This is a genomic window from Flagellimonas algarum (assembly GCF_040513375.1).
Taxonomy (GTDB): domain Bacteria; phylum Bacteroidota; class Bacteroidia; order Flavobacteriales; family Flavobacteriaceae; genus Flagellimonas_B; species Flagellimonas_B algarum.
The window spans coordinates 368656-383138 of sequence record NZ_JBEVTG010000001.1; the positions used below are offsets into that span (position 1 = coordinate 368656).

Here is a 14483-nt window from a genome sequence, read left to right on the forward strand (position 1 = left end):
AAATTTAAAGGAAGGAAGCCTCCGCCACTATGCTCAAACAACACTTACAGTTCAAGCTTTCGCAAAAACTCTCTCCTCAGCAGATCCAGCTGATGAAGTTGATACAATTGCCTACCCAAGCTTTTGAACAACGTTTGAAGCAGGAACTGGAGGAAAATCCGGCCTTGGAAAGTGGTAAAGCCGAATCGGACAGCCTTGACGATGCTTATGGTGACGCTTTTGACGAAAGTGGGGATAGCGAGTCGATCGCCGCCGATGACATCAATATCGACGATTATCTCAGTGACGACGAAATTCCCGATTATCGTACGCGTACCAGCAACTATAGCAGCGATGACGATGAAAAGAGCATACCGTATGCGGCAGGCACCTCGTTCAACCAACATTTGATCAATCAATTAAGCACTGTCTCCTTAGATGATCAAGAGTGGGGTATTGCCGAGTTCTTGGTCGGTAGTGTCGATGAAAGTGGGTACATCCGTCGCCCCTTGGCCGATATTATGGACGACCTTGCTTTTACACAGAACATTTATACGGACGAAGCCACTATTGAACAAGTGCTGAAGACCGTTCAAACCTTGGACCCCCCAGGTGTTGGCGCGCGTTCACTTGATGAATGCCTGGTCATTCAACTAAAACGGAAAACACCAACTGCATCGATCGATTTGGCCATCGCCCTTTTGGAACGCTCGTTCGATCAGTTCACCAAAAAACATTATGACAAGCTCTTGTCAAAATACGATGTAACCGAAACGGAGCTTAAGGAGGCCATTGGTGAGATCGAAAAACTGAATCCGAAACCCGGGGGATCTTATGCCGGCAATAACCGGATCATCGAACATGTGGTACCCGATTTTTCGATACGTATCGTCGAAGGGGAATTGGAATTATCACTTAATGGTCGCAACGCCCCCGAATTGCATGTATCGAAGGAATATAGCAACATGCTTCAAGGCTATCGCGATACCAAGGAGAAATCCAAATCCCAAAAAGACACCATTCTTTTCATCAAGCAAAAGTTAGACGCGGCAAAATGGTTCATCGATGCCATCAAGCAGCGGCAACAGACCCTTTTCGTCACCATGAGTACCATCATGGAATACCAACGGGAATACTTTATGACTGGGGATGAGCGCAAACTGCGCCCGATGATCCTAAAAGATATCGCCGACAAGATCGATATGGACGTATCGACCGTTTCACGGGTCGCCAATAGCAAATATGTCGATACTCCCTACGGCACCAAATTGATCAAGGAATTCTTCTCTGAGGCCATGAAAAACGAGCAGGGAGAAGACGTTTCGACCCGTGAGATCAAGAAGATCTTGGAAACGGTCATCCGCGACGAGGAAAAGAAGAAACCGCTTACCGATGACAAATTGGCCAAATTGCTGAAGGAGAAAGGCTACCCTATTGCCAGGAGGACCGTGGCCAAATACCGGGAGCAATTGGGCATACCCGTAGCCCGTCTTAGAAAAAAGATCTGATGCGGTTTTTTCTAAAAAGCATCTCGTACATTTTCCATCCCTTGTTCATCCCGTTCGCGGGTACCGTTTCGTACTTTCTAATCTCACCCAAGGTCAGTTCACTTGAATTGCAAAGCGGCAATATCCTGCCCATTTTCATCCTTACGGTAATCATCCCGATCATCGCCTTTTTCATCTTGAAAAACCTCGGGCTTACCCATTCGGTTTTCGCCCCATCGATACCCGAACGAAAGTACCCTTTGGCCATAAGTATCTTGATCTATTTAATGATTTTGTACAAGGTCATCCCCCAAAATTACGTGCATGAACTCTACTTCTTTTTTGTTGGCTTATTGATCGCATCCTGCACCCTGTATATCCTTTTGTTCCTAAAGATAAAGGCGAGCATCCATCTGCTCGGAATGGGCAGTTTGTTGATGTTCCTCTCCGGATTGAGCATCCACTTCGAAATGAACATCACCTTCGCCATCGCTATGCTCACCCTATTGACCGGCATCGTGGCCAGTTCGCGACTTTATCTCCGGGCCCACTCGAAAGTCGAGTTGTTGATCGGTTTTTTGGTCGGCGTATTCGCCCAATTGTTTACTTTGAAATACTGGTTATAGGATGTAAAAGATGACCCCGATCCTTAAGGGGCGCATGTCAATAGCCTCGTCACCCAACAGGATACCGTCTTCGAAAAGACCGGCCAGGGCATAATAGATATGGACATTCCAGGTATTGTAACCGAAATTCATCATAACGCCGTACTGCCAGGCTCGAATGTCATCGTTTTGAAAACTCGAACGCGATTGATCCGAGACGATCTTTGAAGTTCGGGAAAATAGGTAACTCGCCTTGATCCCCCCGTACACCCTCCAGAATTTATAATCTGTTGCATTCGAGGTTCGCCATCGCAATTCGAAAGGAAATTCAACAGCATGGGTTTCGATCTTACTTCGATTGAAATCGACCTCAAGTCCTTCTGGAACCTGATAGGTGATGACCCCTTCGGTCTCGGTTGCCAAGAGGCTCGAATAATACGAGTTGGTAGCATAGCCGACGCCAAGGGCTAGCCCGAAATTCCGGGTTTTGTTGAGTGGAATGTCCTTCAGAAATCCGAGTTGGAGGTTGTAAGAGAGGTTCCGCTGTATGACACTGCCAGGACGATCGAGCAGAAAATTATACGAGAGCCCGGCATAAAATTGATCCTCGAGATATCGGGTATCGATTCTATCGTTCGCTACCCCGTCTTGAGCGACGACAGCCTGAACGAAGGCCAAAAACAGAACCACAACGAATCGATGACGCCTCATGCTGTACAAGATAAAAACAAAATACTTCCCGTCAGGAGTATGGGAAGTATTTTGATGTTCGTACGCTATCGGTATTCCAAGGGATCTCCTTCGTTGGTGATGTATACGATCTTTCGGATGTTCGCCTCTTGCAACTCTTTTTTCAAATCTTCAACAATACCCATTCCTACCGCCTTATCGACTTTTAGACAGACCAGCGCCCTACGCTTTGCAGCTTCTGACATCGTTGCTAGTTCTTCCAAAATAAAAGGCCTGACCTCATGCAGTCCGGCAAACTTTTTCCCAAGTTGGATGCGCGGTTCGTGTCCGTACCGCTCGCTATAGATAGGTCGCGGTTTACCAATGAATATTTCGATGGTATGCTCCTTTTTATCCAAGGATTCGATCTGATCAGCCAGTGGCGGGGTTTGGTCGACCAACAGGTTCTTGTCATCGATAATGGTCACCGACATGAAAAAGAACAGTAAAATGAACACGATGTCGGGTAAGGAAGCGGTAGATATCTGAGGCAGGTCTGAAGTGGTGGTTTTAAAATTTCTCATGACGTTTAGGATTTGGATAGTAATGCTTCTACGATTTTCTTGGGAAAGCGTTCTCTAAGTGTGGCCAGTTGCGCCTTGAAAATCCCTTTCTGCGCTTCTGGGGTACTGACATCCTTCAAGCCCAATACCATCGCTTTCAGCCCGCTATCGAACAAGCGCCTTGCTTCGCGATCGCGAAGGATTTCATATGCGGACAACACCTCGTTTTGAACGGCAATAAAATCACTGTAAGCCGTCTCCCTATGGGTGGTAATCGAGATGATGGCCTTTTGCGGATTGTCAGAAGCATCTTTAGACGCCATACCCTGACAATACCCACAATGACCTTCGACACCTTTGGGAATGCCTCCGTTGTCTAGAAAGGCTATGGCGTTGGCTTGCACTTCGGCAATAGGTGTTACGACTTCATCGATTAGGATATCGCCTTGGGCGTTCAGCTGTATCCGTAGCAGGTTTCGCTCTGCGATATCGACGATCTCATCGGAACTTCGAGGTACTTTTTTAAGGATTCCCGCATCGGAATCGATGCTCGTAGTGACCAAGAAAAAGATCAAAAGCAGGAAGGCAATGTCGGCCATGGATCCCGCATTTACGGTCGGAAGTGGTTTTCGTTGATTCATATCATTTTTGGTTATATGCCCAAAGGGCGGTTAGACCAGATATGATCCACAAGCATTATTCCATAAAACAGGGTGATAGACTGCAGGGAACATCATTTTGACGACTTCCCTAAATGAAAACGGCCCCTGACGAAGTCAAGGGCCGTTCTCACTAAATTAAAGTGGAATCTTTTGAACCTTATTGCAGGTTGTTGAAGGCGTTACCTTCATAGGTCGTGTAGTTGACCTTTAGGGCATTTACCTTGCGTAATTCTTGCTTGATATCCGCAATCAGACCCATATTCGCTTCTTTGTCGACTTTCAATGCGGTCGTCAATACATTTTGAAGCTCTTGGGGCTTTTTGGCCCGCTCTGCCAAAATATACGATCCGACTTCGTCAACACTGGCGAATTTGTCGTTCAATTGGATTTTAGGTTCGGTTCCGTATACACTTTGGTACTCCCTTGTGGGTTTCCCAACGTAGATATAAATAACACGATCTTTCTTTTCCAGCTTCTTGATCTCAGTTGCATTCGGTAAGGTATTCTGTACCAAAAGCGAGCTGTCTTTCATGGTTGTTACCGTCATAAAGAAGAACAGCAACATGAAAACGATATCTGGAAGCGAGGCGGTTGAAACCGCTGGCAAATCACCGTCTTTTTTCTTAGCAAATTTAGCCATCTGTCAGTTTTAGTTAGTTATTGGAGGTTTCTGCCTCAGATAGTTTTTGTGGGAACAGGTCTTGGATCGTTTTCACCTTGTCTTTTAGGTCATCCCTTAGACTGGAAGGTGTCTCCGGATTCAAGTACTCAGCTTCCATATCGGTAAAATCACGACCGTATAGACGCTGGGCCTCCCTATTCCTCAAATCGTTATAGGCACCTACCAGTTCGTTCTGAACCGTAATGTAGGTGGCATATTTGGTTTCCCTATCGTTCTTCAAGGAAATAATGGCCTTGCCCGGGTTGTCGGATGAACCGGCATCCCGTTTCCCTTTGCAGTAGTTGCAGTAATCAGGGCTACCCGAAGGCGCTCCCCCGTTATCCAAAAACGCGATAGCGGCATCCCGCAAATCCTCAAGATCCATTAATTGTTCCTCAACCAACAACTGACCGTTCTTGTTGATCCCAACAGTAAAAATATTCTTCTGTTTGATGACAACATCCGTGTCAGGCGGTTCAATTGGAGGTAACATTCGATCTAGACCGGCATCTGTTTCAATGGTGGTAGTCACCAAGAAAAAGATCAATAGCAAGAAAGCAATGTCAGCCATAGAACCGGCATTAACCTCAGGTGCTCCTTTTCTTCTAGGCATAACGTTCTGTTTTTATCTTCCTATTAGTTTCTTGATTCCAGGCCAGATCATCAATAGAACGGCCACTAACACCATACCAAAGAAAACGTTCAATAACATTCCGATGGTCTTTACGGTACTTGCCTCAGGCTGGATGTCCTTACCTGCGAAGGTATCGACAACTGCTTGGGCCTCATCCCCACTTGAAAGGGCATAACCGATGATGAACAATACGGCCAGACCACCCAGTGAAAAGAGGGCTTTTTTGAGACCCCCTGGGGTTGTCATCATCTTTTTCAAGCCGAAGAACAGTGCCAGTACGGTGGCAACGATCAAAAGCAACCACATCAATAAGAACATGATGCTTATTCCTGAACTATCGATCGCATTGGGGTCGTCCGCATCGGGCATCATGAAGAACGCAACCACAGCGGCGAGGACGCCAATCGCAATCAATACATATTTTATAATCTTTTGCATAATCCGATAGTTTATTGGGTTAAGATTTATTTTTTATGGGCCGACAACATATCGATCAAAGAGATCGAAGAGTCTTCCATATCGTTAACGATACTATCGATTTTAGCAATAATGTAGTTGTAGAAAATTTGAAGGATAATCGCTGTGATCAGACCGAATACCGTAGTCAATAACGCCACCTGGATGTCACCGGCTATCAACGAGGCACTCAAGTTACCTACTGCGGCGATTTTCTGGAAGGCCGCGATCATACCGATTACCGTACCCATGAACCCTAGCATGGGAGCGATCGCGATGAACAACGACAACCATGATACGTTTTTCTCCAATTGGCCCATTTGAACACCACCGTAGGCCACAACGGCTTTTTCAGCTGATTCAAGACCTTCGCCCATACGATCCAATCCTTGGTAGAAAATGGAAGCAACAGGTCCTTTGGTGTTTCGGCATACTTCTTTGGCAGCTTCAACGCCACCGGAAGCCAATGCATCCTCAACTTGTTGTTTCAACTTCGCGGAATTGGTACTTGCCATGTTCAAGTAAATGATACGCTCGATGGCAACGGCCAAACCTAAAATCAAACATAAAAGTACGATACCCATGAAAACCGGCCCACCTTGGATGAACTGCTCTTTCAATACTTGGGTAAACCCTTTGCTAGCCTCAGCCCCGTCTTGTAGCATTGCCGCAGAAGCCGTGGTAGTACCTAAAATAAACATTCCGGCGGTCGCCAGAGAAACGGATATTTTTTTCATCGTGTTCAAACTTAAATTTAGTTAGTTAATAATGTTAAAGATATAAAAATTTCGCAATTAAAAAATTCAATAAAACCTAGCAGAGAGGAAGGGATTCGAACCCTCGATACACTTTTGGTGTATACACACTTTCCAGGCGTGCGCCTTCGACCACTCGGCCACCTCTCTAATTTTAGAGTTAGGCCGACCAATAAACAAAAAAATAATTAGTTACAGAAATTTGGTGCGTTAATTTAACTCATTTCACCACGCAGCGAAGTTTCGAAATTTTTCTTGAAAGATGGGCCTTCGATTTGGCTTCCAATCAGATACATTGCCTTGGCTATCGCAGCCTCCGTAGTGATGTCTTTTCCGTCGATGATTTGCAGTGCTTCCAATTGCTTGCTGGTCTCGTAATGCCCCATGGTGACACTGCCCCCTGCACACTGGGTGACGTTGATGATGAAGCGCCCTTTCTTTATGGCATCAGCCAACAACTCAAGAAACCAGGTATCTGTAGGGGCATTACCTGCCCCATAGGTCTCAAGGATCAACACCTTTAAATCCGGGGAGTCGATGATCGCCTCGACCAAGGGTTTGCCGATGCCCGGAAACAACTTCAAGACGGCCACTCCTTCGGCCATCTTTCGGTGCACTATGAGCTCCCCTTGTTCAACTGCCCGATCGAGCAGATAGGGATGGTTCACTTTTAGATGTACCCCTGATTCGACCAAAGGCGGGTAATCGGGTGATTCAAAGGCTTCGAAATGCTCGGCATTGATTTTGGTGGTTCGATTGCCACGATACAATTTGTACTCAAAATACAAACCTACTTCACGGATCACGGGTCGCCCCTGTTCTTGTAAAGAAGCGATTTGAATGGAGGTGATCAGGTTCTCTTTGGCATCGGTTCGCAAATCACCAATGGGAAGTTGCGATCCGGTAAAGATCACCGGCTTGGCCAAGTTCTCCAACATAAAACTCAGCGCCGAGGCCGAATAGCTCATCGTATCGCTACCGTGTAACACCACGAACCCATCATAACGATCGTAGTGTGAAGCGATGATTTCGGCAAGCTGTTCCCAGTACGTGGGGTTCATATTGGACGAATCGATCGGATTCTTGAAAGACACCCCATAGATGCCGCAATCCAATTGGTTCAATTCAGGAATGTTTTTTAACAACTCCTCAAAATCAAAGGCCTTCAACGCACCGGTCTCATAGTCTTTGACCATTCCGATGGTACCCCCGGTGTAAATCAGCAAAATCTTAACCATGCCCTAAAGGTATCAAATACCGAAAATACGTTTTGAGTTTTCGGTGGTGCTATTGGCGATTTCAGTTTCGGGCAAACGATAAATCGTGGCCAACTTCTCCAAAACGTTCACGATATAAGCACTCTCATTCCGTTTGCCTCGATAAGGTACCGGGGCCAAATAAGGCGCATCGGTCTCCAATACGATATGCTTGAGGTCGATTTGGTCCAGAAAACGATCGATCTTCCCGTTCTTGAAGGTAGCCACCCCACCGATACCCAATGCCATATTACAGGCGATGGCCCGCTTGGCATCTTCATACGTACCGGTAAAACAGTGGAAGATTCCGTATAACGAATCGTCCTTTTCCTGCTCCAAGATCTCGAAAACCGCTTCAAAAGCCTCGCGGCAGTGAATGACGATCGGCAAGCCGTACCGTTTCGCCAGGTGGATCTGGTCAACAAAGGCTTTTTGCTGTAAGGCCAAGGTCGAAGTATCCCAATACAAATCGATTCCGATCTCTCCGACAGCATAGAATTTCCGCGCGGCGAGCTGTGTTTCCACATGCTGTAATTCTTCGGCAACATTGGCCTTGACATGGGTGGGGTGCAACCCCATCATGAGGAACACGTTTTCAGGATAGGCCGCCTCTAGGGCATACATGCCTTCGGTATAGGTCGAATCGATGGCCGGAACGAAGAAACGTCGCACCCCTACATCAAGGGCGCGTTGCATCATGGCATCACGATCCGCTTCAAAGGCCTCGCTGTACAAATGGGTATGGGTGTCGGTAATGATCATCACGCAAAAATAAATCTATCTTTAAGAAAATTTACGAATGAGGGCACTGAAAAAATTTCTGAAATCAAAGGGGTATGTCAGCGTCTCCTTGACCTTGACCGCTACCGATCATTTCGAAGTGATGGCAGAAATCAACGGCATTGAAGGACGCTTTATTTTGGATACCGGAGCATCGAACACTTGTATCGGCACCGAACGCATTGCTTTTTTCGAACTGCGGCCAGAACCCTCTGAAATCAAAGCTGCCGGAGCCGGAGCCACCGCCATGGAAACCTTTGTGGCAGCCAAGAACCGCATCACCATCGGAAATTGGGAACGCAAAAAACAGAAATTGGTGCTCTTCGATTTGGTTCATGTCAATGAGGCCCTGGTGAACCACAAGGCACAACCGGTCGATGGCATTATCGGGGCCGACATCCTTAAAAAAGGTAAGGCCGTGATCGATTACGACAAAAAGCGGCTCTTTCTTAAAATGCGATAAAAGTGAGCGGATCAGGTTTATGAAAAGGAACGTTGTTAAAATATTCGGGCGGGGTAAGCGTTTGTTTAGGAACAACCTTAACCCCATCAAACCTGATGAAGACCAACCGATTCCTTATCTATGGCTGCACCTTATGGTTCCTCTTTAGTTGCCAAAAAGACGATGGCGTTGAACCCAATGACACCACTTCGGCAGAAAACGAGCTTAGCGAGACCATCGTTTCGCTCTTTGGTTCTTTAGAAGCACTGACCTTACCGAATAGTTCGGACTATCTCGATATTCCGAGTGATGCGAACAACCCGATTACGGCTGAAAAAGTCGCCCTGGGCCAATTCCTTTTCCATGAAACCGAACTCGGGATCGTTCCTCGTTCGGACATTGGAACCACCACCTACGCTTGCGCCAGTTGTCATCATGCCAAAGCCGGATTTCAAAGCGGTATGCTACAGGGTATTGGAGAAGGTGGTGTCGGATTCGGAATTCTAGGGGAGGCGCGTACCGCCGATCCCGCTTATAACCAAGCCGACATCGATGTACAGCCCATACGATCACCGACCATACTGAACACCGCCTATCAAGATGTGATGCTTTGGAACGGACAGTTCGGAGCGACGGGAACCAACTCGGGTACGGAAGCCAATTGGACTCCGGGTACTCCCAAAGAGCGGAATAACCTTGGTTTTCAAGGTGTCGAAATCCAAGCGATCGCGGGCATGGGGGTCCATCGTTTGGATGTCAGCCCCGATTTGGTCGAAAATGGACCCTATCGTGAGCTTTTCGATGCGGCCTTCCCCAATGTTCCCGAAGCCAACCGCTATAGTTTGATCAATGCCGGTTTGGCGATTGCCGCATTCGAACGCACTGTATTGGCCAATGAAGCTCCGTTCCAATTGTTCCTAAAAGGACAATCGGGCCAATTGGATACCGATGAACTTGCAGGTGGCCTATTGTTTTTCGGTAAAGGCAAGTGTTTTGAGTGTCATTCCGGACCGGGTCTGAACGGCATGTCGTTCCATGCCTTGGGGATGGATGATTTTCCTGAAGGTTCGATTATAGGCACCGTAGATGACGCTACCCGTCGTGGACGCGGCGGATTTACCGACAATCCAGAAGACGACTATGCATTCAAGACCCCGACATTATATAATTTAAGGGAATTGGAATTCTTCGGACATGGGGGAAGCTTCAATGGGGTTCGTGAGGTCATTGCGTACAAGAATCTTGCAGAACGCCAAAACAACTCGGTACCGGTCGAACGACTTGCTGCACAATTCGTGCCTCTTGAACTCACGGATACCGAAATCGACCAACTCACAAAGTTTGTCGAAAATGCCCTTTTCGACCCCAATCTACAGCGGTATCAACCAACGGCAACACCCATGGGAACTAGCTGTTTTCCAAATGCGGACAGTCAGTCAATACTAGATCAAGATTGTGATTAAGACCCTTTGGTGCTATAACTCCAAGGCCTTGGTCACGTCACCGTCCATCAAATGTTCTTGAGGATTTTCAAGGGCTTCCTTAACGGCCACTAAAAAGCCGACGGATTCTTTACCGTCAATGATGCGGTGGTCGTACGAAAGCGCCACATACATGATCGGCGCGATCGCGACTTCCCCATTTTTGACCACAGGGCGTTCTACGATATTGTGCATCCCGAGGATCGCACTTTGCGGCGGATTGATAATCGGCGTCGACAACATGGAACCGAATACCCCTCCATTCGAAATGGTAAAGGTTCCCCCGGTCATTTCATCAACGGTGATCTCTCCGTCACGGGCCCGAATGGCCAAACGTTTTACTTCGGCCTCAACCCCCCTAAAGGTTAGGTTTTCAGCATTTCGGATAACAGGGACCATGAGGCCTTTGGGGCCGGATACGGCAATGCTGATATCGCAGAAATCGTAAGAGATCATCTCTTTTCCATCAATCATCGAGTTGACCGCCGGGTACATTTGAAGGGCTCGTATACAAGCTTTTGTGAAGAACGACATAAAGCCAAGGCTGACCCCATGCTTCTCTTTAAAAGCCTCTTTGTATTGCTTGCGCAATTCAAAAATCGGAGCCATATCGACCTCATTGAAAGTGGTCAACATGGCCGTTTCGTTTTTCGCTGAAACCAAGCGTTCGGCTACTTTTCGACGCAACATGGATAATTTCGAACGCGACTCGCCGCGATTACCACCGGTAGGTGAGCCCATGGAGGCTTTGGCATTCACCGCATCGTCTTTGGTGATGCGGCCATCACGGCCAGTACCTGAAACCTCAGCCGGGGCAATCCCTTTTTCATCCAAGATCTTTTTCGCGGCTGGCGAAGGCGTACCCGTGGCATAGGAGGTCTTTTCATCCTTGACCGGCTTTGCCGATTCTTTTGGAGCTTCCGCAGGGGCTTCCGCTGCTTTGGAATCGGCTGCTCCACCTTCAGGTTTTTCGGCGCTGGTATCGATGAGACAGACTACCTCACCCACGGCAACCGCGTCACCTTCTTCCGCTTTTAAGGTTATGGTCCCACTTTCTTCAGCGGGCAATTCCAAGGTCGCCTTGTCCGAATCCACCTCGGCAATGGCTTGGTCTTTTTCAACGTAATCCCCATCTTGTACCAACCACTCCGCAATTTCGACTTCGGTGATGGACTCTCCCGGAGATGGGACTTTCATTTCTAGAATCATCGTTTCTTTTTTATTTCGAGTTCTTTATTTTCTTACCATATTGTCTTTGGTCTTGTCAAAGACGTATTCAATGACCTGGGCATGGCGTCGTTGCGAACGGACCGCACTACCTGCCGCCGGGGCCCCATAAAATCTTCTTGAGGCGACCCTGAAGGTTTTGGCCTTGTCATAATGCATCAACATATGACCCCAAGCCCCCATGTTTCGTGGTTCTTCTTGGGCCCATACCAAATCATCGGCGTTTTTATATTTGGTAATGGTTTTTTCCATTTGTTCAATCGGTAGTGGGAATAATTGTTCTACCCTAACCAAGGCCACGTCATCACGTTTCAATTCTTCTTTCTTGGCCAAGAGGTCGTAATAGAATTTACCGGTACAAAAGACCAACGACTTTACTTTGGTTGCATTGGCATCGGGGTCATCGATCAGTTCTTGGAACTGCCCCTTCGCCATTTCTTCTTTGGTCGACACCACCTTAGGGTGTCGCAACAAGCTCTTTGGGGTAAAGACCACCAAAGGTTTCCTAAAAGAGGCCTTCATCTGTCTTCGCAACAGATGGAACATATTCGCCGGGGTGGTCACATCGGCCACGTACATATTGTCTTTGGCACATAGTTGCAAGTATCGCTCCATGCGAGCCGAAGAGTGTTCCGCACCTTGGCCTTCATACCCATGGGGCAATAACAAGACCAGACCGTTTTGCAATTTCCATTTGTCTTCAGCAGAGGATAGGTATTGATCGATAACGATCTGTGCCCCGTTGCTGAAATCACCGAACTGGGCTTCCCAAATGGTCAAGGTACCCGGACTCGCCATAGCATAACCATAATCAAAGCCCATGACCGCATACTCCGACAAAAGCGAGTTATAGATATAGAACCGGCCTTTCTGATCGGCCCCCATTTCGTTCAACAAAACCACTTCTTCTTCATGCATCTCGGTCTTGATAACGGCATGACGGTGCGAAAAGGTTCCACGTTCGACATCTTGACCAGTCATCCGAACGTCATAGCCTTCTGCGATCAACGAACCATAAGCCAACAATTCCCCCATGGCCCAGTCGAGTTTGTTGTCTTCGAAATACATTTTGCGTCGGCCATCGACCAAGCGCTCCAGCTTACGCAAGAATTTCTTGTCTTTCGGCAACTGGGTGATCGCCTTGGCAACTGCATCCAACCGATTGACCTCGTAAGTCGTTTCGATCCTTTTGAGCATGGCATCTTCGGTCACCTGACCAAAGCCGTCCCATTCGTCTTGCATGAATGGGGTAATCTTTGTTTTTTCCTGTTTTCGGGAATCCAAAAGATCCTCTTCCAAGCTTTCTTTATATTCTTTCTCAAGCCGTTTTACGTAGCCCTCGTCGATGATCCCCTCCGCCAGCAATTTAGCCGCGTAAATATCCCTTGGGTTCTGGTGTTTCGAAATGGACTTGTACAACAAAGGTTGGGTGAACTTCGGTTCGTCACCCTCGTTATGGCCATATTTCCGATATCCCAAGAGATCCAAGAATACATCGCGTTTGTATCGCATGCGGTACTCCAGGGCAAAGGTCGCCGCATGTACCACAGCTTCCGCATCATCGGCGTTGATATGCAGCACCGGGGATAAGGTGACCTTACCGACGTCGGTACAATAGGTCGATGATCGCCCGTCGAGATAATTCGTGGTGAATCCGATTTGGTTGTTGACCACGATATGGATCGTACCTCCGGTATGGTAACCGTCCAATTTGGCCATCTGAATGACCTCATAAACGACTCCCTGTCCGGCGAATGCGGCATCACCATGCACCAAAATAGGCAACACCTCTGAAATGTTGTCTTGGTGCGAACTGTCTTGTTTCGCCCTCGCGATCCCTTGTACGATCCCATTGACCGTTTCCAAATGCGATGGGTTCGGGGCGATGTTCATGTTCACCATCTTGCCTGAATCGGTCTCCCGCTTCGAGGTCCATCCCAAATGGTATTTGACATCCCCGTCAAAAATGGTTTCCTCATAGTCCTTGCCATCGAATTCGCTGAAAATATCTTTGGGTGATTTGCCGAAAATATTGGTCAAGACGTTTAGGCGACCCCGGTGGGCCATACCCATTACGAATTGCTTGACCCCGGCATCAGCGGCCTTTTCGATGATCGCGTCAAGAGCGGGAATCAATGACTCACCCCCTTCAAGGGAGAAACGCTTCTGCCCTACGTATTTGGTATGCAAAAAGCCTTCGAAGGAAACCGCTTCATTGAGTTTCCTGAGGATGTTTTTCTTTTGTTCTGGGGAAAACTTGGGATGGTTGTCATTGACGTTCAACCAATCCTGTATCCACTGGATGCGTTCCGGGGTACGGATGTACATGTACTCGACACCAATGGCATCGCAGTAGATCCGCTCTAGATGTTCGATGATCTTGGACAAGGTGCTCGGGCCGATCCCGATCACATTACCCGCATCGAAAACCACCGAAAGGTCTTCTTGGGCCAATCCGAAATTCTCAAGATCTAAAGAAGGATCGTATTTGCGTCGCTCTCGAACCGGATTGGTCTGGGTGAACAAGTGCCCCCTAGACCGGTAGCCATCGATCAATTTGACGACCTGGAATTCTTTTTGAAGTGATTGGGGCATGGCCACCGTTTGGCCATTAGCCTGGAGTTGGGTGCCGTTTTGTCCTTCGAACAACTCCAGCTCATCCAAAGAGCTCTCCAATCCGAAGTCGAAACCTTGAAAAAAGGCCCGCCAACTTGGTTCGATACTGTCGGGACTTTTGATATAGCGCTCGTACTGCTCCGCAAAGAAGGAGGTATGGGCCGCGTTTAAGAAGGAATATTTATCCATGGGACATTTCGTCGAAAAAAT

At 47.6% G+C, this 14483-nt stretch carries 15 protein-coding genes and 1 tRNA gene; 4 read left to right on the forward strand and 12 right to left on the reverse strand.

All coding sequences use genetic code 11. The features are described 5' to 3' along the window. Nucleotides 1-29 precede the first annotated feature (29 nt). Both rpoN and ABV409_RS01720 read left to right on the forward strand, forming a co-directional pair. Nucleotides 30-1487, forward strand: coding sequence for an RNA polymerase factor sigma-54 (rpoN, locus tag ABV409_RS01715; protein WP_353875812.1), 1458 nt, complete (start codon nt 30-32; stop codon nt 1485-1487). Then, nucleotides 1487-2092 (forward strand): hypothetical protein, encoded by a 606-nt coding sequence (locus ABV409_RS01720; protein ID WP_353875813.1) that lies wholly within the window; start codon nt 1487-1489, stop codon nt 2090-2092. The genes rpoN and ABV409_RS01720 overlap by 1 nt, the downstream gene beginning before the upstream one ends. Here ABV409_RS01720 and ABV409_RS01725 read toward each other — a convergent pair. The 10 genes from ABV409_RS01725 to ABV409_RS01770 form a co-directional block, all read right to left on the reverse strand. After that, entirely contained in the window at nt 2087-2782 is a 696-nt protein-coding gene (locus ABV409_RS01725) for a porin family protein (protein ID WP_353875814.1), read from the reverse strand. The two genes, ABV409_RS01720 and ABV409_RS01725, sit on opposite strands and share 6 nt — an antisense overlap. Nucleotides 2783-2847: 65 nt before the next feature. Further along, complete coding sequence (locus ABV409_RS01730) at nt 2848-3324, reverse strand: ExbD/TolR family protein (protein WP_353875815.1); 477 nt, start codon at nt 3322-3324, stop codon at nt 2848-2850. A gap of 5 nt (nt 3325-3329) precedes the next feature. Continuing rightward, complete coding sequence (locus ABV409_RS01735) at nt 3330-3944, reverse strand: ExbD/TolR family protein (RefSeq protein WP_353875816.1); 615 nt, start codon at nt 3942-3944, stop codon at nt 3330-3332. A 178-nt stretch (nt 3945-4122) separates the two neighbouring features. After that, entirely contained in the window at nt 4123-4605 is a 483-nt protein-coding gene (locus ABV409_RS01740; protein ID WP_353875817.1) for an ExbD/TolR family protein, read from the reverse strand. 13 nt (nt 4606-4618) lie between these two features. Next, nucleotides 4619-5239, reverse strand: coding sequence for an ExbD/TolR family protein (locus ABV409_RS01745; RefSeq protein ID WP_353875818.1), 621 nt, complete (start codon nt 5237-5239; stop codon nt 4619-4621). A 12-nt stretch (nt 5240-5251) separates the two neighbouring features. Then, nucleotides 5252-5698: a hypothetical protein gene (locus ABV409_RS01750; protein WP_353875819.1), complete on the reverse strand. Its 447-nt coding sequence runs from the start codon at nt 5696-5698 to the stop codon at nt 5252-5254. Between the two features lie 26 nt (nt 5699-5724). Next, nucleotides 5725-6453 carry a MotA/TolQ/ExbB proton channel family protein gene (locus ABV409_RS01755; RefSeq protein WP_353875820.1) on the reverse strand — a complete coding sequence of 243 codons (729 nt, stop codon included), beginning with the start codon at nt 6451-6453 and terminating at the stop codon, nt 5725-5727. 80 nt (nt 6454-6533) lie between these two features. Further along, nucleotides 6534-6621, reverse strand: a tRNA-Ser gene (locus ABV409_RS01760). 65 nt (nt 6622-6686) lie between these two features. Next, nucleotides 6687-7709, reverse strand: a complete 1023-nt coding sequence (locus ABV409_RS01765; protein WP_353875821.1) for an asparaginase — start codon at nt 7707-7709, stop codon at nt 6687-6689. Between the two features lie 12 nt (nt 7710-7721). After that, entirely contained in the window at nt 7722-8489 is a 768-nt protein-coding gene (locus tag ABV409_RS01770; protein ID WP_353875822.1) for a TatD family hydrolase, read from the reverse strand. Nucleotides 8490-8526: 37 nt separating this feature from the next. Here ABV409_RS01770 and ABV409_RS01775 point away from each other — a divergent pair, with 37 nt between their 5' ends. Both ABV409_RS01775 and ABV409_RS01780 read left to right on the forward strand, forming a co-directional pair. Next, the gene (locus tag ABV409_RS01775; protein WP_353875823.1) at nt 8527-8970 is read left to right on the forward strand and encodes a retropepsin-like aspartic protease family protein; all 444 of its coding nucleotides are present in this window, start codon (nt 8527-8529) and stop codon (nt 8968-8970) included. Between the two features lie 95 nt (nt 8971-9065). Beyond that, nucleotides 9066-10412, forward strand: a complete 1347-nt coding sequence (locus ABV409_RS01780; RefSeq protein WP_353875824.1) for a cytochrome-c peroxidase — start codon at nt 9066-9068, stop codon at nt 10410-10412. Between the two features lie 12 nt (nt 10413-10424). Here ABV409_RS01780 and odhB read toward each other — a convergent pair whose 3' ends face one another. Beyond that, a complete protein-coding gene (odhB, locus tag ABV409_RS01785; protein ID WP_353875825.1) occupies nt 10425-11639 on the reverse strand; it encodes a 2-oxoglutarate dehydrogenase complex dihydrolipoyllysine-residue succinyltransferase in 1215 nt (404 codons plus the stop codon). Nucleotides 11640-11663: 24 nt separating this feature from the next. Further along, nucleotides 11664-14462 carry a 2-oxoglutarate dehydrogenase E1 component gene (locus tag ABV409_RS01790; protein WP_353875826.1) on the reverse strand — a complete coding sequence of 933 codons (2799 nt, stop codon included), beginning with the start codon at nt 14460-14462 and terminating at the stop codon, nt 11664-11666. Nucleotides 14463-14483 lie beyond the last annotated feature (21 nt).